19 protein-coding genes are annotated in these 19,712 nt (G+C 59.2%); 9 read left to right on the plus strand and 10 right to left on the minus strand.

What is annotated here, in order from left to right; translation table 11 throughout:
• Nucleotides 1-2: 2 nt before the first annotated feature.
• Complete coding sequence (gene xerC / locus CKW14_RS06355) at nucleotides 3-902, plus strand: tyrosine recombinase XerC (protein WP_007950060.1); 900 nt, start codon at nucleotides 3-5, stop codon at nucleotides 900-902.
• Nucleotides 899-1,603, plus strand: a complete 705-nt coding sequence (locus tag CKW14_RS06360) for an HAD family hydrolase (protein ID WP_095125010.1) — start codon at nucleotides 899-901, stop codon at nucleotides 1,601-1,603. Before xerC ends, CKW14_RS06360 begins: the two co-directional genes overlap by 4 nt.
• Before the next feature lie 196 nt (nucleotides 1,604-1,799).
• Here the strand turns inward: CKW14_RS06360 and sutA are convergent, their stop codons facing one another.
• The 4 genes from sutA to glnK all read right to left on the minus strand — a co-directional run bounded on the left by sutA (nucleotide 1,800) and on the right by glnK (nucleotide 4,584).
• Nucleotides 1,800-2,126, minus strand: a complete 327-nt coding sequence (gene sutA, locus CKW14_RS06365) for a transcriptional regulator SutA (protein ID WP_007920420.1) — start codon at nucleotides 2,124-2,126, stop codon at nucleotides 1,800-1,802.
• 102 nt (nucleotides 2,127-2,228) lie between these two features.
• Complete coding sequence (locus tag CKW14_RS06370) at nucleotides 2,229-2,654, minus strand: secondary thiamine-phosphate synthase enzyme YjbQ (protein ID WP_095049349.1); 426 nt, start codon at nucleotides 2,652-2,654, stop codon at nucleotides 2,229-2,231.
• A gap of 215 nt (nucleotides 2,655-2,869) precedes the next feature.
• Nucleotides 2,870-4,207, minus strand: a complete 1,338-nt coding sequence (locus CKW14_RS06375) for an ammonium transporter (RefSeq protein ID WP_038359173.1) — start codon at nucleotides 4,205-4,207, stop codon at nucleotides 2,870-2,872.
• Between the two features lie 38 nt (nucleotides 4,208-4,245).
• Nucleotides 4,246-4,584 (minus strand): P-II family nitrogen regulator, encoded by a 339-nt coding sequence (gene glnK, locus CKW14_RS06380; RefSeq protein WP_002555808.1) that lies wholly within the window; start codon nucleotides 4,582-4,584, stop codon nucleotides 4,246-4,248.
• Between the two features lie 414 nt (nucleotides 4,585-4,998).
• Here glnK and CKW14_RS06385 point away from each other — a divergent pair, with 414 nt between their 5' ends.
• The 3 genes from CKW14_RS06385 (at nucleotide 4,999) to CKW14_RS06395 (ending at nucleotide 6,346) form a co-directional block, all read left to right on the plus strand.
• Nucleotides 4,999-5,259, plus strand: a complete 261-nt coding sequence (locus CKW14_RS06385; RefSeq protein ID WP_007920416.1) for an accessory factor UbiK family protein — start codon at nucleotides 4,999-5,001, stop codon at nucleotides 5,257-5,259.
• 362 nt (nucleotides 5,260-5,621) lie between these two features.
• Nucleotides 5,622-6,140: a Bro-N domain-containing protein gene (locus CKW14_RS06390; protein ID WP_095125011.1), complete on the plus strand. Its 519-nt coding sequence runs from the start codon at nucleotides 5,622-5,624 to the stop codon at nucleotides 6,138-6,140.
• Nucleotides 6,137-6,346, plus strand: coding sequence for a hypothetical protein (locus tag CKW14_RS06395; protein ID WP_095049346.1), 210 nt, complete (start codon nucleotides 6,137-6,139; stop codon nucleotides 6,344-6,346). Before CKW14_RS06390 ends, CKW14_RS06395 begins: the two co-directional genes overlap by 4 nt.
• Before the next feature lie 109 nt (nucleotides 6,347-6,455).
• On the opposite strand, the gene CKW14_RS06400 is transcribed toward CKW14_RS06395, so the two are convergent.
• Together CKW14_RS06400 and CKW14_RS06405 are read right to left on the minus strand one after the other, a co-directional pair.
• A complete protein-coding gene (locus CKW14_RS06400; protein WP_095049345.1) occupies nucleotides 6,456-6,761 on the minus strand; it encodes a HigA family addiction module antitoxin in 306 nt (101 codons plus the stop codon).
• A gap of 7 nt (nucleotides 6,762-6,768) precedes the next feature.
• Entirely contained in the window at nucleotides 6,769-7,047 is a 279-nt protein-coding gene (locus CKW14_RS06405; protein WP_095049344.1) for a type II toxin-antitoxin system RelE/ParE family toxin, read from the minus strand.
• A 324-nt stretch (nucleotides 7,048-7,371) separates the two neighbouring features.
• Here CKW14_RS06405 and CKW14_RS06410 point away from each other — a divergent pair, with 324 nt between their 5' ends.
• Nucleotides 7,372-8,865, plus strand: a complete 1,494-nt coding sequence (locus tag CKW14_RS06410; protein WP_095049343.1) for a YifB family Mg chelatase-like AAA ATPase — start codon at nucleotides 7,372-7,374, stop codon at nucleotides 8,863-8,865.
• Here CKW14_RS06410 and CKW14_RS06415 read toward each other — a convergent pair.
• The 3 genes from CKW14_RS06415 to CKW14_RS06425 form a co-directional block, all read right to left on the minus strand.
• Nucleotides 8,862-10,076, minus strand: coding sequence for an aldose 1-epimerase family protein (locus CKW14_RS06415; RefSeq protein ID WP_095125012.1), 1,215 nt, complete (start codon nucleotides 10,074-10,076; stop codon nucleotides 8,862-8,864). The genes CKW14_RS06410 and CKW14_RS06415 overlap by 4 nt on opposite strands.
• Nucleotides 10,077-10,295: 219 nt before the next feature.
• On the minus strand, nucleotides 10,296-12,272 hold the full coding sequence (locus tag CKW14_RS06420) for a methyl-accepting chemotaxis protein (protein WP_007920409.1): 1,977 nt from the start codon (nucleotides 12,270-12,272) through the stop codon (nucleotides 10,296-10,298).
• A gap of 184 nt (nucleotides 12,273-12,456) precedes the next feature.
• The gene (locus tag CKW14_RS06425; protein WP_095049341.1) at nucleotides 12,457-13,377 is read right to left on the minus strand and encodes a LysR substrate-binding domain-containing protein; all 921 of its coding nucleotides are present in this window, start codon (nucleotides 13,375-13,377) and stop codon (nucleotides 12,457-12,459) included.
• A gap of 158 nt (nucleotides 13,378-13,535) precedes the next feature.
• Between CKW14_RS06425 and CKW14_RS06430 the strand changes: the two genes are divergently transcribed.
• The gene (locus CKW14_RS06430) at nucleotides 13,536-14,933 is read left to right on the plus strand and encodes a NorM family multidrug efflux MATE transporter (protein ID WP_095049340.1); all 1,398 of its coding nucleotides are present in this window, start codon (nucleotides 13,536-13,538) and stop codon (nucleotides 14,931-14,933) included.
• A gap of 109 nt (nucleotides 14,934-15,042) precedes the next feature.
• Here the strand turns inward: CKW14_RS06430 and CKW14_RS06435 are convergent, their stop codons facing one another.
• The gene (locus tag CKW14_RS06435) at nucleotides 15,043-16,716 is read right to left on the minus strand and encodes a bifunctional diguanylate cyclase/phosphodiesterase (protein WP_095049339.1); all 1,674 of its coding nucleotides are present in this window, start codon (nucleotides 16,714-16,716) and stop codon (nucleotides 15,043-15,045) included.
• Nucleotides 16,717-16,978: 262 nt separating this feature from the next.
• Here CKW14_RS06435 and rep point away from each other — a divergent pair, with 262 nt between their 5' ends.
• Nucleotides 16,979-18,988: a DNA helicase Rep gene (gene rep / locus CKW14_RS06440; protein ID WP_038359196.1), complete on the plus strand. Its 2,010-nt coding sequence runs from the start codon at nucleotides 16,979-16,981 to the stop codon at nucleotides 18,986-18,988.
• 59 nt (nucleotides 18,989-19,047) lie between these two features.
• Nucleotides 19,048-19,620, plus strand: coding sequence for a xanthine phosphoribosyltransferase (locus CKW14_RS06445; RefSeq protein ID WP_007920398.1), 573 nt, complete (start codon nucleotides 19,048-19,050; stop codon nucleotides 19,618-19,620).
• Nucleotides 19,621-19,712 lie beyond the last annotated feature (92 nt).

The raw sequence follows: 19,712 nt of genomic DNA on the forward strand, positions 1-19,712 counted from the left end.
GCATGGAACGGCAACTGGACGCTTACTGCGAACACCTGCGCAGTGAGCGACAGGTGTCGCCGCACACGCTCTCGGCCTATCGCCGCGACCTCGATAAAGTCCTTGGCTGGTGCGTCAAACAGAACATCGGCAGCTGGGCGGCGCTGGACATTCAGCGCCTGCGCAGCCTGATCGCCCGTCTGCATGCGCAGGGGCAATCCTCGCGCAGCCTCGCGCGGCTGCTCTCGGCAGTACGCGGGCTCTATCACTATCTGAATCGCGAAGGTCTTTGCGACCACGACCCGGCGACGGGTCTGGCACCGCCAAAAGGCGAGCGCCGACTGCCGAAAACCCTCGATACTGATCGCGCACTGCAACTGCTTGAAGGGGCGGTCGAGGATGATTTTCTCGCGCGGCGCGATCAGGCGATTCTTGAGTTGTTCTATTCTTCCGGCCTGCGCCTTTCCGAACTGACCGGACTCAATCTCGATCAACTCGACCTCGCCGATGGCATGGTTCAAGTCCTCGGCAAGGGCAGTAAAACCCGGCTGCTGCCGGTGGGCAAAAAGGCCCGCGAAGCCCTCGAACAATGGCTGCCTCTGCGGGCCATGACCAACCCCGCAGACGACGCCGTATTCGTCAGCCAGCAAGGCCGACGCCTCGGTCCACGGGCGATTCAGGTGCGAGTGAAACTGGCCGGCGAACGTGAACTGGGGCAGAACTTGCACCCGCACATGCTGCGCCACTCCTTCGCCAGCCACCTGCTCGAATCCTCGCAGGATCTGCGCGCGGTGCAAGAATTGCTCGGCCACTCGGACATCAAGACCACGCAGATCTACACCCACCTGGACTTCCAGCACCTGGCGGCGGTCTACGACAGCGCCCACCCCCGGGCCAAACGCATGAAAGGCGATGATTCATGAGCATCCAGTTGATCACCTTCGACCTTGACGACACCTTGTGGGACACCGCTCCGGTGATCGTCAGCGCCGAAGCGATATTGCGCGAATGGCTGAGCGAACATGCGCCGAATCTGGGTGCGGTGCCGGTGGAGCATTTGTGGGGGATTCGTGAGCGGGTGCTGGCCAATGAGCCGGGGCTAAAACATCGCATCAGCGCGCTGCGCCGGCGGGTGTTGTTCCATGCACTGGAAGAAGCCGGGTACGCCCATGACGAGGCGTCGACGCTGGCGGACAAGAGTTTTGAAGTGTTTCTGCATGCTCGGCATCAGATCGAAGTGTTCCCTGAAGTCGAACCAGTACTGGAGATTCTCGCCAATCATTACTCGCTTGGCGTAGTCACCAATGGCAATGCCGATGTGCGTCGGCTGGGTTTGGCGGACTACTTCAAGTTTGCGTTGTGCGCGGAAGACATCGGCATCGCCAAACCGGATGCCCGGTTGTTTCATGAGGCGTTGCAGCGTGGTGGTGCTACAGCCGAAACTGCCGTGCATATTGGTGATCATCCGGGCGATGACATTGCCGGCGCGCAGCAGGCCGGGTTGCGGGCGATCTGGTTCAACCCGTCGGGGAAAGTCTGGGAAGCGGATCGTCTGCCGGATGCCGAGATTCGTAGCCTGAGCGATTTGCCTGCCGTTCTTGCACGCTGGAATGCCCAACACTGACCCTGATTTCCATCATTCCCTGTGGGAGCTGGCTTGCCAGCGATGAGGCCAGCACATTCAACATCAATGTTGTCTGACAGGCCGCCATCGCTGGCAAGCCAGCTCCCACAGGGTCTGCATCGCCTTCAAATTTTTCTTTCGCCCATGAAAAAGCCCGCAGCGACGGCGGGCCTTTTCAGCAAGCCAGCGGCACGCCTCAGATAGGGCGGCTGCCGTACTTGTTGTCCGGCTTTTTCGGAGGATCGGCGACCACGTTGGCCTCCACTTCCTGAACCTTGCCGCCACGCGACAGGAACTCTTCCATGGCCTTGGCCAGGGCGTCGCGTTCCTTGTTCTTGGCTTCAATGCTCGGCAATTCGTCAACCGACACCGCAGCCTTGGCTTTGCCTTTGGCAGCCGGGGCCGGCGTATCGTCACCGCCATCGTCGTCAGCAACGTCTTCCGCTGCTGCTTCCAGGCCTTCTTCGGCCTCGTCTTCGTCGCCTACTTCGAGGTCGTCGTTTTCCAGATCATCGTCGCTCATGTTCTACCTCATGACTTGCGAAAAGCAGATTAGTTATAGACCAGCTTTGGCAACTGTCGAAAGTCGCCGTTAAAAAATCAGTAACCATTGATGACCAACGGTTTACGCCCCTTCACCGTGCAAGGTGGCGAGGACTTTTCGGGCACCGCCATGATCACGGTGCTCGCCCAGATAAACGCCTTGCCAGGTTCCCAGTGCCAGGCGACCTGCCGAAACCGGCAGACTGATCTGGCAGCCAAGCACACTGGCCTTGAAGTGCGCCGGGAGGTCGTCCAGGCCTTCGTCGTTATGCTCATAGCCGTCTGTTCCTTGTGGGATCAGACGATTGAAAAATCGTTCGAAGTCGCGACGTACCGCCGGATCGGCGTTCTCGTTGATGGTCAACGACGCCGAGGTATGCTGCAGCCACAAATGCAACAGACCGACCCGACACTGCCTGAGTTCAGGCAGCCCGGCGAGTAACTCGTCCGTTACCAGATGAAAGCCCCGGGGCCGCGCCCGCAGGGTTATCAGAGTCTGTTGCCACATACAGTTCTCCGCACGTTCGGGGCGCATTCTAGCGCGCTCTGGGAAAAAACAAAGGCCCTAATATTCCTGCAATGATGTAAGCCATTGGCCGCAGAAAAACGCTCGTCGTAAACACGACCAAAGCCGTACGAAAAATCCTTTCAGCTATTCTCTCTGCGACAAATTCCAGACAAAAAAATGCCCGGCGAACCGGGCAAGTTTTTTAGTGCGCGTACTTACAGGTTGTAGCCGCGTTCGTTGTGTTGTGCCAGATCGAGGCCCACCGACTCTTCTTCCTCGGTCACACGCAGACCCATGACGGCGTCCAGGACCTTGAGGATGATGAAGGTGACGATCGCGGTGTAGATCACCGTGAAGCCCACGCCTTTGACCTGAATCCAGACTTGCGCACCGATATCGGTAACGGTGCCGAAGCCACCCAGCGCCGGCGCAGCGAACACACCGGTGAGGATCGCGCCGAGGATACCGCCGATACCGTGCACGCCGAACGCGTCCAGGGAATCGTCATAACCGAGTTTGCGTTTCAGGGTTGTGGCGCAGAAGAAGCACACCACGCCTGCGGCCAGACCAATCACCAGTGCGCCCATCGGGCCCACGGTGCCAGCAGCCGGAGTAATCGCTACCAGACCGGCAACCACACCCGATGCGATACCCAGTGCGCTTGGCTTGCCGTGGGTGACCCACTCGGCAAACATCCAGCCCAGTGCCGCAGCAGCGGTAGCAATCTGAGTGACCAGCATCGCCATGCCGGCAGTGCCGTTGGCCGCTGCAGCGGAGCCGGCGTTGAAGCCGAACCAGCCGACCCACAGCATCGCCGCGCCCATCAGGGTGTAACCGAGGTTGTGCGGCGCCATCGGGGTGGTCGGGAAGCCTTTGCGCTTGCCCAATACCAGGCAGGCAATCAGACCAGCCACACCGGCGTTGATGTGCACCACGGTGCCGCCGGCGAAGTCGAGCACGCCCCAGTCCCACATCAGGCCGCCGTTGCCGGACCAGACCATGTGCGCGATCGGTGCATAAACCAGGGTGAACCAGATAGCCATGAAGATCAGCATCGCGGAGAACTTCATCCGCTCAGCGAACGCACCGACGATCAGCGCCGGGGTGATGATCGCGAAGGTCATCTGGAAGGTGATGAACACCGCCTCAGGGAACAAAGCCGCTGGGCCGGTCAGGCTCGAAGGCGTGACACCGGCGAGGAACGCCTTGCCCATGCCGCCGAAGAACGAGTTGAAGTTGACGACGCCCTGCTCCATGCCGGTGGTGTCGAACGCAATGCTGTAGCCATAAATGACCCACAGGATGCTGATCAGACCGGTAATGGCGAAGCACTGCATCATCACGGAAAGAATGTTTTTCGAGCGAACCATGCCGCCGTAGAACAGCGCCAGGCCGGGGATGGTCATGAACAGCACGAGGGCTGTCGAGGTGAGCATCCAGGCAGTGTCGCCGGAATTGAGGACCGGGGCCGCCACTTCGTCTGCCGCCATTGCAAGGCTTGGCATTACGATGGACAACAGGGCTCCTAGCCCTGCGAATTTACGCAGAGTCATATTGTTTTCTCCTGGGGCGTTGGGGTTTGTGGCGGCGCTTAGATCGCGTCGGTATCGGTTTCGCCGGTACGGATGCGGATCGCCTGTTCCAGATTGACCACGAAGATCTTGCCGTCACCGATCTTGCCGGTGTTGGCCGCTTTGGTTATCGCCTCGATAACCCGATCCAGATCCTTGTCGTCGATGGCCACGTCGATTTTCACCTTGGGCAGAAAATCGACCACATATTCCGCGCCGCGATACAGCTCGGTGTGACCCTTCTGCCGGCCGAAGCCTTTGACTTCAGTAACGGTAATGCCCTGCACGCCGATTTCGGACAGCGACTCGCGCACGTCGTCCAACTTGAACGGCTTGATGATGGCAGTGACTAGCTTCATGAAAACTCTCTCCCGAATTGGTGGACTTGCCCCAGGAAAACAAACCCGACTCAAGTCTAAGCGCAGTGCCTGGCTTTGTAACGCATCGTCGGCCGTACCTGCCCGACTGACGCCAGCTAACCGCTGCCGACGAAACTCCCCGCTCCGTCTGCCGCACTGCATTCGTCACAGCGACTGCATCAGTGCATGGGTCGAAGGTGACTAAGCAGAAACCTTGCCATCTCGCCAAAATCCCCTGATTTCAATCCCTTGGCCGCTGCCGCAAGCCATCCCGTGCAAAACGCCATCCGGATACGCACAACAACGGTGCGTCGCCATCCGTCCGCCTGCGCGAAAAGCGTGCATCCCTGACCACGAGATTGACTATAGACACTGCGTGATACACTGCCGGCCATTGTTTCCAGGACATCCACCATGCTCGCGCCCAAAGACTTCCTCGACGCCCTGAGCGGCACCGCCTCCCGCCTGTTCAGCGGCGACACCCCGCTGCCGAAAGCCGAAATCGAAAGCCAGTTCAAGATGCTGCTGCAAAGTGCGTTCAGCAAACTCGACCTGGTCAGCCGTGAAGAGTTTGATAGCCAGATGGTTGTGTTGGCGCGTACTCGCGCACGCCTCGAGAGCCTTGAAGCCAAGGTTGCCGAGATGGAAGCGAAGCTGACGCCGCCCGCTGAATAATCCGCGCCCCCTGTAGGAGCTGCCGAAGGCTGCGATCTTTTGATCTCCAGCCCTTCAATCTTCTCGGCAACGTCCTACAACCTGAATGACCGCCGTCCGATTGCGCCGAAAAGCCCAGGTTTCTAAGCTCACCCGATGCTGAATGTTCAGCACCGGGTTTGGCGACCTGGATCGAATTTGACGCAATGCAACTAAACTCACAGAGATTTTTTCTCTCAACGAGTTATGGCGGCTTTGCGTGGGAGACCTCAGGGTCTGCCGGTTTCGAATTCACCGGTTCGCCAACCCGCGCATAGCTGCCACCCTTTTCGTTTGGCGACGAACAGAAGCAGTTTTCTTCACTTGAATTCGAGAACTGAACCATGGACGAAAACTACCTGACACCTAGCATCTTCACCCGCCACAAACTCCCCCTCCACGCCCTCCTCATCCAGAACCAACCCTGGTTCTGCGCCCGAGACCTGAGCCGCCTGCTGCACATCTACCTCAACGAACGCATGCTGCGAAAACTCGACCCCGACCAATACCAGACCAGCAAAACCCTGATCCACAATCAAATCGAAAACGCCCTGCTGATCAGCGAATCCGGCATCTACGCCCTCCTCGTCTACCACTACTGCCCCGAATACCGAGCCCTGCGCGAATGGCTCACCCACCAAGTCATCCCCACCCTGCGCGACGCCCAACACCCCAGCACAAGCGAACGTCCACACCTCAGCTTGCTCAGTTGGCCGGACATGACGTTGAGTTTGTTGCATTGGAATAATCAACTGTGGATACGGTTGCAGGATGTGCCGTTGATGGTGGTGGAACGAGAGCAGGTAAAACGTCCGATAGGAACAGCAGGTTCTTGGTGGAAAAAGGCATTGCAGTTGATATGAATACCCAACCTAAACGCCAAAAGCACAAGGTCCGTATGAGTCTAAAAAAGCGAAAAGCAAAGCTGCTTAAAATTTTTGAACTGCGCGCAGAAACGCTTAGTTTGAGCGTGCGCCCTTCAGCCAATCAACTGAGGTTTATTGAAGTTGCCGTGACGTGTGGGCCAGAGCTTGAGCCAAGTGGCCTGCTGGCTGGAAGAAGACAGTGAATTTGACTAGATAGCAAAAAAAGGCGTCCAAAGGACGCCTTACAAATGTTCTCTGAGAAATAGTTACCGCAACTCTTGAGCTCCCAACCGTCCGACCTTGAATTCGGATTCAAGCGCAATGTGCCAGCCGTTCAACTTGATCACGGATGGAAGCTCCTTTCTCAATTTCAGCTTTTCGCAAATCGTAAGCCGATTGCAGGTTCAGCCAAAATTCAGGGGTGGTGTCCAGGCAGATAGAAAGCCTTAACGCCATATCAGCGCTGACACCTCGCCGCCGTAGAACAATATCGTTCACCGTCGGAGTCGACACATTTAGTGCTCTCGCCAACGCAGCTGCTGTAAGGCTCAAAGGCTCCAGGTATTCCTCTTTGAGGATCTCACCGGGATGAACCGGACGCATACCATTCTTAGTCATAGTCACCTCAGTGATAATCGACGATTTCCACACCCTCAGGGCCATTAAGCCCCCAAACGAAGCAAATTCGCCATTGGGCGTTGATCCGAATGCTGAATTGCCCTTTTCGATCTCCTTCCAGAGCTTCGAGCCGATTTCCCGGAGGAGACCGGAGATCAGCTAATGCCGCTGCCGCATCAAGCATCGTCAGCTTGCGTTCCGCGACACTCAATATGGCTGACCAGAAACGGGTTTTACCGCTGCGGAACAGGTATTCGGTTTCAGAACATCCGAAGCTAACGATCATAATTTAAAGCTTAACGTTATGCATTAATCTTGAGTGTATTCGCGGAAATCATCAAAGCAAACAGTCCATCTTGTGATTTGGGTGTTCTTTCAAGACTCTCAGAAATGGACTACTCACGCGGCTCGGTCCTCACCGAATCCGTTGCTTTTTCCTACACAAACAACTCGCATGTCCGCTTGCAGTACTGGATAGATTCCTTGCGACTTGTTCCAGCAACATCCTGAGAAATTTTCGCGCTCCGCTCGACCCGCTTAAGCGTCTTCTCCCAACTACCCTTCAAAAACCCGCAGGAAGCGGCTCCCCGATTCAGCTCAAGGAACGACCATGTCCCTCTCCATCGTCCACAGTCGCGCCCAGATTGGCGTGGAAGCCCCCGCTGTCACCGTCGAAGTGCATCTGGCCAACGGTCTGCCGTCGCTGACCATGGTCGGCCTGCCCGAGGCGGCGGTGAAGGAGAGCAAGGATCGGGTGCGCAGCGCGATCATCAATTCCGGGCTGCAGTTTCCGGCGCGTCGGATCACTTTGAATCTGGCGCCGGCGGATTTGCCCAAGGATGGCGGGCGGTTTGATCTGGCGATTGCCTTGGGGATTCTGTCGGCGAGTGTGCAGGTGCCGTGTCTGACGCTGGATGATGTGGAATGTCTGGGTGAGTTGGCGTTGTCCGGCGCCGTACGAGCGGTGCGTGGCGTGTTGCCGGCAGCACTTGCGGCGCGCAAGGCGGGTCGTGCGCTGGTGGTGCCGCGGGCGAATGCCGAGGAGGCGTGCCTGGCTTCGGGGTTGAAGGTGTTTGCGGTGGATCATTTGCTGGAGGCGGTGGCGCATTTCAATGGGCATACGCCGGTTGAGCCCTATGTATCAGACGGGTTGATGCATGCCAGCAAGCCTTATCCCGACTTGAATGAAGTGCAGGGGCAAGTGGCGGCGAAACGAGCGCTGCTGATTGCTGCTGCGGGCGCCCATAACTTGCTGTTCAGCGGGCCGCCTGGGACGGGTAAGACATTGTTGGCGAGTCGCCTGCCGGGGCTGTTGCCGCCGCTGGCCGAGAGTGAAGCGCTAGAGGTGGCGGCGATTCAGTCGGTCGCCAGTGGCGCGCCGCTGACCCATTGGCCGCAGCGTCCCTTTCGTCAACCGCACCACTCGGCATCCGGGCCGGCACTCGTTGGTGGCAGCTCGAAGCCGCAGCCCGGCGAAATCACCCTCGCCCACCATGGTGTGCTGTTTCTCGATGAGTTGCCGGAGTTTGATCGCAAGGTTCTGGAGGTTTTACGGGAGCCTTTGGAGTCGGGATTCATCGTGATCGCCCGAGCGAAGGATCGCGTACGTTTTCCGGCACGATTCCAGTTGGTCGCAGCGATGAATCCCTGCCCCTGTGGATATCTTGGCGAGCCCAGCGGCAAGTGCTCCTGCACTCCGGACATGGTTCAACGCTACCGCAACAAGTTGTCAGGGCCGCTGCTGGATCGGATCGATTTGCACCTTACAGTGGCGCGGGAAGCCACGGCGCTGAATCCTGCGATTAAACCCGGCGAGGACAGCGCCAGCGCTGCGGCATTGGTGGCCGAGGCACGCGAGCGACAGCAAAAGCGTCAAGGCTGCGCCAACGCGTTTCTCGATCTGCCAGGACTGAAAAAACACTGCAAGTTATCCACAGCCGATGAGAAATGGCTGGAATCAGCGTGTGAACGGCTGACGTTATCGCTGCGCTCAGCACACCGGCTACTCAAGGTCGCCCGCACTCTGGCAGACCTCGAGCAAGTCGATGCAATCAAACGTGAACACTTGGCCGAGGCACTGCAATACCGGCCGGCGACACCTTAATGCTCGGTCAGATCAACCAGCGGCGTCTGCCGCACTTCGGTTTCGCGCCCGGCCTGAATCTCAGTCACGCGCTTCAAGGCGTTATCCACAGCACCTTTGTCCGCGAGCAGGCTGTAGCTGATCTGGAACTGTTTGTGTTCCTTGGGTGCAATGGTCGGCACCAGATTCAGCGGACGCTGATAGCGACGGTTGTAGGAAAAACTGGTGCCCGGCTCCAGCCCGGTGACATAGCCCTGGCCTTGAGTGTCGGTATTTTTCCACAGGGAGAACACCGGCAACTGCTGGGTATTGAAGCCAACAGAAACACCGAGGCTGCCAGCCTTGTTGTGCAAAACAGTGAGGGTTTCGCCTTTGGCGTCAGCATAGGGCACGACGTTGTAGACGGTTTCGTCATAGTCCTTGGTCGGCGCGCGATAGGTCTGCCAGTCGGCCAGATCACCCTTGGCCTTGTCGTTGAACGGCGACACCTGTTTTACCGGCGCAGCAAATCGTGCGCCTTGCTCGAGGAACGGCGTACTGAAGTTGCTGTGATACAGCGCCTGGTATTCCTTCGGATAGTCGCCGTTGTTGGTCAGCGTATCGTTGAGTGCAAAGCGCACGCTGCCAGGCTCGGTGACCAGTTCAGTAACGACCGAGAAGTCGACTTTCTTGAAGGCTTGCTCTTGCAGCTCGCCACGCAGACTGATGGCGTAGGGCGGCTTTTCATCGATGTGCAGCGTGACGGTGCTGGCCGGAATGTTGGCGGCGCGGCCATGCAAGGTCAGCAGTTCGCCATTGTCGATGCCGGGATGGCCGACCCATTCGTAACCGCAGCGGGCGACCAGTTCATTGAAGCCCTCCAGCCAACCCAGCCCACCACGCCCGTTGAGCTCGATAAAGGCCGGGTTGACCACGTCCTTGACCGGCGAATCCCAACCCATCCGCACGTCGCCGACAGAAGCCTGCAAGACGTTCATGCCTCGGGTGGGCACCACCGAGAGTTTCATTGTGCCGTTATCGATATCAACGATGCTGACACCTTCCTGCCGCCCACCGTGCAAGGTACGCAGGCTCACGGAGAAGGGTTTGGCGGTTTTCACGCCGAGCTGCTCACTGGTGATGGTCCAGTTTTGCGCGGGCTTGTTGGTATCGAGAAGGACGTAATCCCAGGCCATGGCGTGGGAAGCAGCGGAGAATGCGCCGAGGGCGACGGCGAGTTTGAGCGGGGTCATGGCAGCAGCCTTTATTGGAGTTGTGTCATTTTTATAGCGCTGCGGAAACGTTTCAGCAAGTGTATTAGATCGACAGATTGCAGGTTCAGCCGAAGATCTGCAGTGTTGCATTCGCAAGCAGGCTCACTCCTACAGGGGATCCGGGTCTTCACAAAATCTGTGATTCGCACCGGACACTGTGGGAGCGAGCCTGCTCGCGAAAGCTATATCAAGGCTGTATCAACGAAAGCGATCAACCTCGGAACGCAGATCCGCCGCCAGCTTCTCAAGCTCCTTGGCGGTAACAGCCAGGTTCGACACAACCTCACGCTGCTCACTGTTGGCCAGTGCGATGCTCTGCAAATTGCTGCTCAACAGAGTCGCGGTGCTGCTCTGCTCCTGAGTGGCCGTGGTAATCGCGGCAAACTGCTGCCCCGCCGAACGGCTCTGTTCATCGATTCGCGCCAGCGCCGACGCGACGTTGGCGTTGCGCGACAAACCTTCCTGCATCAGCACATTGCCCTGCTCCATGGTGCTGATCGCGTTACCGGTTTCCTGCTGGATGCTGTGGATCATGCTGGAAATTTCATCCGTCGCCTGACGGGTGCGCGAGGCCAGGCTGCGCACCTCATCGGCCACCACAGCAAAGCCACGACCCTGCTCACCAGCACGGGCAGCTTCGATTGCTGCGTTAAGTGCCAGAAGGTTGGTCTGCTCGGCGATCGAGGTGATCACACCTACAATGCCGCCAATTTCCTGCGAACGCTGACCGAGGGTGTTGATCACGGTGGCGGTGCTGTTCAGGGCGCCAGCGATTTGCTCCAGCGAGGACGACGCTTCTTCCATCGAGCTGCGGCCAATCTGCGTTTGCTGGGCATTTTCCTGCGCCAGACGCTGGGTCGCGCCCATGTTGTCGGCGATGTTCAACGACGTCGCACTGAACTCTTCCACCGCGCCGGCCATGCTGGTGATTTCGCCAGATTGTTGCTCCATGCCTTCATAGGCACCGCCGGACAAACCGGACAGGGCCTGGGCACGGCTGTTGACCTCTTCCGAAGAGCGGCGGATGTGCTCGACCATGGTCGACAGCGCCTGGCTCATCTGGTTGAACGCGCGAGACAGCTGACCGATTTCGTCGTTGCTCGATACGTTCAGGCGCACGCTCAGATCACCGGCGCCCAAGGCCTCGGCCTGACGCACCAGATCCCCCAGAGGCGCCAGTTTGCTGCGCAGCAGCCAGACCACAGATCCGACCGCCAGCAGCATCGCCAACAGACTGCCAATGGCCAGTTGCGTACCCACGCTCCAGGTCACCGCGCGGATCTCAGCTTTCGGCATGCTCGCCACGACCGACCATGGTCCGCCATCGAACGGCACGGCAATGCTGTAGAAATCTTCCGAGGTGTCGCTCCAGAACTCACCCTTGCCCGGCTTTGCAGCCAAACCTTTGATCACCGGAACGGCTTGATCCAGCGCCTGCACCCCCGCTGGCGCGACCAGCCATTTGTTTTGCTCGTCGAGCAACGCCAGCGAACCGCTCTGGCCAATGCGGAAGCGCTTGAGGTTATCGAACTGGATGTTCTGCGCGTCGGTGTAATCGAAGCCGACGAACAGCACCGCAATCACCTTGCCGCTGCCATCACGCACCGGGGTGTATTGGGTCATGTAGGAGCGATCGAACAGCAAGGCGCGACCGACGTAACCCTGCCCCGCCATCAACTTCGCGTAGGCCGGGTGCGCGTGATCAAGCAAGGTGCCGATGGCACGGGTGCCATCCTGTTTGGTCAGCGAAGTGCTGACGCGGATGAAGTCTTCGCCGCTGCGCACGAACAGGGTGGCGACGCCGGCGGTCATCTGCTTGAACTCGTCGACTTCCTTGAAGTTGTTGTTCAGCACTTCGCTGCCCAGATGCAGACCCGGGGTCTGGGTGCCGGCAACATTCACCGGCTCACTCGGGTGAATGCTCAGACCTGCGCTGAAACGCTTCTCGAACAGCCCGCTCAGGCGCTGGGTGCTTTCACGCAGCGTGCCGTGGAAGGTGCTCAGTTGGTCGGCCAGCAGCCGCGCCTCACTGGCCAGATGCTCTTCACGAGTGGCGAGGTTGGCGGAGTCCAGCGAACGCAAGGCGAACACCGTACTGCCACTGATAACTATCGCCAGTATTACAGCGAGCGCGAGGCCCAGCTGCGAGGCGATCCGAGCGCGAGGTTGAGACATGGACAGCTCCTGGCCGAGCCACGGGATCCTCCTTGATCTCGACTCGGAAATTTTTCTGGTTGTGGGGGTGAATCGTGGATACCGGCACGACGGTTCCACAAGCACGTATTCGGCGGTGGATCCAAATACTTGAGCGGAAAACAAGGTTATGGCACAAGGCCGGCATTGTGGCGGCTCTAACGTTTCAGCTCAAGCGCGCGACCGCCGGCAACTCCATGGCGCGGACTTCGCTTTGCAGAAAGTCGCTGAGACGGCGCAAACGTTCACCTCCCGGGCGGGTCTTTGGCCACACAAGGTAGTAATTCAAACCGCTGGCGACCGCGGTTGGCCACGGCAGGCTCAGCCTTCCCTGCGCCACATCTTCGGCGACCATTAACAGGTCGCCCATCGACACACCGTACCCGCGCGCCGCCGCGATCATGCCCAATTCGAGGGTATCGAACACTTGCCCACCCTTGAGTGACACCTGATCGGACAACCCCATGTGTTCCAGCCAACTGCGCCAATCGCGACGGTCCGGTGTCGGGTGAAGTAATTCGGTGCAAGCCAGTCGAGCCAGATCCCACGGCTGATCATTCAGCAGGTTTGGCGCCCCCACCGGAATCAGCTCTTCGGGAAACAATAAACTCGCCTCCCAATCCGGCGGAAAATGCCCGTCACTCAACAAAACAGCGCAGTCGAAAGGCTCATCGTTGAAATCCACCGAATCGACGTCCATCCACGCACTGGTCAGTTGCACTTCGTTGCCAGGCTGCAAATGGCGGAAGCGACTCAGGCGCGCGAGCAACCAGCGCATAGTCAGGGTCGAGGGCGCTTTCATGCGCAAAATGTCGTCCTCGGCACGCAAGGTATTGCAGGCCCGCTCCAGCGCACTGAAGCCTTCGCGGATCCCGGGCAGCAGCAACCGCGCCGCTTCGGTCAGCTGCAGATTGCGACCGCTGCGATGAAACAGCCGACAGGCGAAGTGTTCTTCGAGGGTCCGAATATGCCGACTTACCGCACTCTGGGTGATCGACAGTTCCTCGGCAGCCCGGGTGAACGAACTATGTCGCGCCGCCGCTTCAAATGCGCGCAGGGCATACAAGGGAGGAAGACGACGAGACATGCAGAAAGCTCCGATAGCGGGATAAAGCCAATCTTAAACCGTTTATCCAGGATGAGTTTTAATCATGCCACCCATCCTTTTTATCCCTTTGTGCAAAGCCCGCCAAGCGCCGAGAATCGACGGTCTCCTGTTCCCTCTGAAATTGAGTGGTGATGACCATGCAGCATCCTGTGCGTACCGAACTCTGGGCCATTCTGCGGCTGGCAGGGCCGTTGATTGCTTCACAGTTGGCGCACATGTTGATGGTGCTGACTGACACGTTGATGATGGCGCGCCTGAGTCCTGAAGCGCTCGCGGGCGGCGGTCTCGGTGCGGCGACTTATTCGTTCGTGTCGATTTTCTGCATCGGCGTGATTGCAGCGGTCGGCACATTGGTGGCGATTCGCAAGGGCGCCGGCGACATCATTGGCGCTGCGCGTCTGACCCAGGCCGGATTGTGGCTGGCGTGGCTGATGGCGCTGGGCGCCGGGTTGCTGCTGTGGAACCTGAAACCGGTGTTGCTGCTGTTCGGCCAGACCGAAACCAACGTCAACGCGGCCGGGCAATTCCTGATTGCCCTGCCCTTCGCCCTGCCCGGCTACCTCAGTTTCATGGCCCTGCGCGGTTTCACCAGTGCAATCGGCCGGGCGACACCGGTGATGGTCATCAGTCTGGCCGGCACGGTGGCGAATTTCCTGCTCAATTACGCGCTGATCACCGGCATGTTCGGTCTGCCGAAAATGGGCCTGACGGGCATCGGCCTGGTCACAGCGATTGTCGCCAATTGCATGGCGTTGGCGCTGGCCTGGCACATCCGCCGGCATCCGGCCTATGACGCGTACCCGCTGCGCGCGGGCCTGTCGCGGCCGAACCGGCAGTACCTGAAAGAGTTGTGGCGCCTCGGCCTGCCAATCGGTGGCACGTATGCGGTGGAAGTCGGTTTGTTCGCGTTCGCAGCTCTGTGCATGGGCACCATGGGTAGCACGCAGTTGGGCGCGCACCAGATTGCCCTGCAAATTGTCTCGGTGGCGTTCATGGTGCCGGCGGGGATGTCGTACGCGATCACCATGCGCGTCGGCCAGCATTACGGCGCCGGGCAACTGAGTGATGCGCGGATGTCCGGACGGGTCGGGATCGTCTTCGGCGCCGTGGTGATGCTGGGTTTCGCCATGGTGTTCTGGCTGTTGCCGAACCAGTTGGTCGGGTTGTTCCTCGATCACAATGATCCGGCGTTTGCCGAGGTGATTCGCCTGGCGGTGAGCCTGCTGGCAGTGGCGGCGTGGTTCGAGCTGTTCGACGGCACGCAGACGATTGCCATGGGTTGCATTCGTGGCCTCAAGGATGCAAAGACCACGTTTCTGGTCGGGCTCGCTTGCTATTGGCTGATTGGCGCACCGGCGGCGTGGTGGATGGCGTTCCACCTCAATTGGGGGCCGACGGGCGTCTGGTGGGGATTGGCGTTGGGCCTGGCGTGTGCGGCGGTGAGTTTGACGCTGGCGTTCGAGTGGAAAATGAAGCGGATGATTCGGCTGGAGCCTGCGTCATCAAGTCAGTTTACGGTCCCGCAGACCGACTGAGATCCCTTGTAGGAGTGAGCCTGCTCGCGATTGCGGTGTGTCAGTCGAAGCAAATGTTGACTGGTAGATTGCTATCGCGAGCAGGCTCACTCCTACAGGGGTTATGTGTTCAGCTTACGATCTCGAGGGCTGGCTGCTGGCTTGAGCCGAAGGTGAGATATTCAACCAATTCCGCCAAGGGCAACGGCCGGCTGATCAGATAACCCTGCACCTGATCGCAACCAAACCCGCGCAACAGTTCTAGCTGTTCAGGGGTTTCCACCCCCTCCGCCACCACTTCCAGATGCAGGTTGTGCGCGAGATTGATCATCGCGTGCACCAGTTTGCGGTTCTCTTCGCGCTGCTCCATGCCGCCGACAAAGCTTTTGTCGATCTTCAACAAGGTGATCGGCAGGCTGTTGAGGTGCACGAACGACGAGAACCCGGTGCCAAAGTCATCCAGCGAGAAGCGCACACCGAGACGGCCGAGAGCGTCCATGGTCTGCTTGACCAGATCGCTACGGCGCATCACGGCGGTTTCAGTCAGTTCGAATTCCAGCCACTGCGCCTCAACGCCACGCTCGGCAATCAACCGGCTCAGCGTCGGCAACAACTGACTGTCCTGAAACTGACGAAATGACAGATTGATCGCCATGTGCAGCGCCGGCAGTCCGCGCTCGCGCAACGCCTGCATGTCACGCAAGGCCCGGGAAATCACCCAGTAACCCAGCGGCACAATCAAACCGCTCTGCTCGGCCAAAGGGACAAATTCACTCGGCGGCAGCAAACCGCGCTCGCCATGACGCCAGCGCACCAACGCTTCGAGGCCGACAATCTGGCCATCCTCAAGATTCAGGCGTGGCTGGTAATGCAACTCCAGCTCATCGCGACGCAACGCTCGGCGCAACTCGCTTTCGAGGTCGGCCATGCTCCGCGCATTGCGGTTGATGCGTTCGTTGAAGATATGGAAGGTGCAGCCCTGGGTGCTCTTGGCCTGCTGCATGGCGATGTGGGCGTGCCACATCAGCGGATCAGCGCCGCCCTGCGCACGGGCGTGGGCGATGCCGAGACTGGAGCCGATCAGCAGGCTTTCGCCATCGACCCAATACGGTTCGGCGAGCGCTTCGGTGATGCGTTCGGCCATCCACTCGGCGCGCTGCGGTGCACGGCGGGTGTCGATCAGCAGTGCAAATTCGTCGCTGCCCAGCCGCGCCAGTTGATCACCGGCTTCGAGCTGACTTTTCAGCCGTGCGACCACTTGCAGGATCAAGCGATCGCCCGCCTGATGGCCAAGCGCATCGTTGGCGTGGCGGAAGTTGTCGAGATCGAGATGCCCGAGGGCCAGGCCGCGACCGTCGTTTTCCGCGAGGCGCGCAGCAAGCAAGGTCTGGAAACCCTGACGGTTGGCGATGCCGGTCAGCGGATCCTGCTCGGCGAGGCGTTGCAGGGTGTTTTCGAGAACGCCGCGTTCGCGCACATGGCGCAGGCAGCGGCGCAGCATGCCGGCGTCGAGGGCGTCGAACACCAGCCAGTCACTGACGCCAACCGGCGCGGTGTCCGGTTCATGTTCCAGCAGCAACACCGTCGGCAAGCTGCACCGGCCCGGTGCCGGTTGCAATGCCGGAAGGGTCAACAACACCGCATGGCGGTTGTCTTCGAACAAACTGCTGACCGAATCCCAGCTCGGCGCGCTGATCAGCACCGCCGCGCTCCCCATTGGAGCCAGACACTCACGCAATAACGCTGTCCACGCTGGCTCTTCGGCCAGTAGCAGCAAACGCAAGGGTTCGACAGGCGTAGACAAGCTAGCTCCCTAGACTCTGCAATGATGTGGGCGGGGCATTATGCCGTTGCGCCGTTCAATGACCAAATGACAACGGTTATCAAAACGTTATTTTGTGTCACGAATGAGAACATTAGCCGCAAAATCACCGCGCATCCTCCGCGAAAGTAACAAAACCGGCAAATTTGAATCGCGTGGTACGTCACAAGTCGGAGAGAGCGGCACAAATCGCTGAGCCTGTTAAAATGCCGGCCCATTTCGTCAACGACTCCCGAATTTTCGTATGTCCCGACTCAATCCCCGGCAGCAAGAAGCCGTGAACTACGTCGGCGGCCCTCTATTGGTGCTCGCCGGTGCTGGCTCCGGCAAAACCAGCGTGATCACGCGCAAAATCGCGCACCTGATCCAGAACTGCGGCATCCGTGCCCAGTACATCGTCGCCATGACCTTTACCAACAAGGCCGCGCGCGAGATGAAAGAGCGGGTCGGCACTCTGCTGCGGGCCGGCGAAGGTCGCGGCCTGACCGTCTGCACGTTCCACAACCTCGGTCTGAACATCATCCGCAAGGAACACGTGCGGCTGGGCTACAAACCCGGTTTCTCGATCTTTGACGAGACCGATGTAAAAGCGCTGATGACCGACATCATGCAGAAGGAATACGCGGGGGACGACGGCGTCGACGAGATCAAGAACATGATCGGCGCCTGGAAAAACGACCTGATCCTGCCGCCTCAGGCGCTGGAGAACGCGCGCAATCCCAAGGAACAGACCGCCGCCATCGTCTACACCCACTACCAGCGCACGCTGAAAGCGTTCAACGCGGTGGACTTCGACGACCTGATCCTGCTGCCGGTAAAACTCTTCGAAGAACATGCCGACATCCTCGAAAAATGGCAGAACAAGGTCCGTTACCTGCTGGTCGACGAATACCAGGACACCAACGCCAGCCAATACCTGCTGGTAAAAATGCTCATCGGCAAGCGCAACCAGTTCACCGTGGTCGGTGACGACGACCAGTCGATCTACGCCTGGCGCGGCGCGCGGCCGGAAAACCTGATGCTGCTCAAGGACGACTATCCGTCCCTGAAAGTGGTGATGCTCGAGCAGAACTACCGCTCCACCAGCCGCATCCTGCGCTGCGCCAACGTGCTGATCTCGAACAACCCGCACGAATTCGAAAAGCAGCTGTGGAGCGAGATGGGCCACGGCGACGAGATCCGCGTGATCCGCTGCCGCAACGAGGACGCCGAAGCCGAGCGCGTGGCCATGGAAATTCTCAGCCTGCACTTGCGCACCGACCGTCCGTACAGCGATTTCGCCATCCTTTATCGCGGCAACTACCAGGCCAAGCTGATCGAACTGAAGCTGCAGCACCACCAGGTGCCGTACCGCCTGAGCGGCGGCAACAGCTTCTTCGGACGTCAGGAAGTGAAGGACCTGATGGCCTACTTCCGCCTGATCGTCAACCCGGATGACGACAACGCCTTCCTGCGGGTGATCAACGTGCCGCGCCGCGAAATCGGCTCGACCACCCTGGAAAAACTCGGCAACTACGCCACCGAACGCAAAATCTCGATGTATGCCGCCACCGACGAAATCGGTCTCGGCGAGCATCTGGACAGCCGCTTCACCGATCGCCTGTCGCGCTTCAAGCGTTTCATGGACAAGGTCCGTGAGCAATGCGCCGGCGAGGATCCGATCTCGGCACTGCGCAGCATGGTCATGGACATCGACTATGAGAACTGGCTGCGCACCAACAGCTCCAGCGACAAGGCGGCCGATTACCGGATGAGCAACGTCTGGTTCCTGATCGAGGCGTTGAAAAACACCCTTGAAAAGGACGAAGAAGGCGAAATGACCGTCGAGGACGCCATCGGCAAACTGGTCCTGCGCGACATGCTCGAACGTCAGCAGGAAGAGGAGGATGGCGCCGAAGGCGTGCAGATGATGACGCTGCATGCGTCCAAGGGTCTGGAATTCCCTTACGTGTTCATCATGGGCATGGAAGAGGAAATCCTCCCGCACCGCTCCAGCATCGAAGCCGACACCATCGAAGAGGAACGCCGCCTGGCCTACGTGGGCATCACCCGCGCGCGTCAGACCCTGGCCTTCACCTTCGCCGCCAAGCGCAAGCAGTACGGCGAGATCATCGACTGCGCGCCCAGCCGCTTCCTCGATGAGCTGCCGCCGGACGATCTGGCGTGGGAAGGCAACGACGACACACCGACCGAAGTCAAAGCCGTGCGCGGCAACAACGCATTGGCCGATATACGCGCGATGTTAAAGCGCTAGAATTGACCACTTTTTTTACTAGACCTTCGGCGCACAAAGCGCCAAAAGAGGACAGCTTCATGGAAGCATTGCACCAGAAAATCCGCGAACAAGGCATTGTGCTTTCCGACCAGGTCCTGAAGGTCGACGCCTTCCTGAACCACCAGATCGACCCGGCCCTGATGAAGCTGATCGGCGACGAATTCGCCTCGCTGTTCAAGGACTCGGGCATCACCAAGATCGTCACCATCGAAGCCTCAGGGATAGCCCCGGCGATCATGACCGGTCTGAACCTCGGCGTGCCGGTGATCTTCGCCCGCAAGCAACAGTCCCTGACCCTGACCGAAAACCTGCTGTCGGCGACCGTTTACTCATTCACCAAAAAGACCGAAAGCACCGTGGCGATCTCTCCGCGCCACCTGACCAGCAGCGACCGCGTGCTGATCATCGACGACTTCCTGGCCAACGGTAAGGCGTCGCAAGCGCTGATCTCGATCATCAAGCAGGCCGGCGCGACCGTTGCCGGTCTGGGCATCGTGATCGAGAAGTCGTTCCAGGGCGGGCGTGCCGAACTGGATTCGCAGGGCTACCGCGTTGAATCGCTGGCTCGGGTGAAATCGCTGAAGGATGGCGTGGTCACTTTCATCGAATAAAGCCACACCGCAGCCCCCCTGTAGGAGTGAGCCTGCTCGCGATAGCGTAGTGTCAGTCGATATATTCGTCGGTTGAAACACCGCTATCGCGA

Source organism: Pseudomonas sp. Irchel s3a12, assembly GCF_900187485.1.
GTDB lineage: Bacteria > Pseudomonadota > Gammaproteobacteria > Pseudomonadales > Pseudomonadaceae > Aquipseudomonas > Aquipseudomonas neuropathica.